Origin of the sequence: Enterobacter sp. UNJFSC 003 (assembly GCF_036903355.1) — a bacterium.
GTDB lineage: Bacteria > Pseudomonadota > Gammaproteobacteria > Enterobacterales > Enterobacteriaceae > Enterobacter.
Genome location: NZ_JBAKHK010000052.1, coordinates 1 through 392, shown reverse-complemented (window position 1 = coordinate 392; position 392 = coordinate 1). Strand labels below are relative to the sequence as shown.

At 54.1% G+C, this 392-nt stretch carries 1 pseudogene; it reads right to left on the bottom strand.

Annotated features, from left to right (window positions below):
* A pseudogene (gene yijE / locus V5P19_RS23040) lies at positions 1-392 on the bottom strand (cystine transporter YijE); the annotation flags it as partial.

The following is a 392-nucleotide window of genomic DNA, read 5'->3' as shown; positions in this document are numbered from 1 at the left end:
GGAACGGCCAGTGTGCTTAAGCTGGCAATACTGGCAGGCAAGTTTTTCAATACAAACAACCATAAGCTCCACGCCAGTGCCGTCGCCAGAATCGCACTGTAGGCCAGCGCCCAGAACACGGTGGGCTGCCAGTCAATTTCACGTTGCGGCACCAGTAAAGCGACCACACTCATCACCAGCGCCGCATACAGCATCTGCCAGGATGTTAACGACAATAAATCCACGCGCGGATGACGGGCATACAGACGTTTAGCAACAATCGCGCTCGCCCCCCAACTGACGCCGGAGAGGATTGCCAGCATGGCACTTTTCATCGAAGAGAAATCGAGTTGCCACGGCTGCAACACCAAAAATAAGCCGAAAGCGGCAATCAGAATCGCGAAATATTGCCC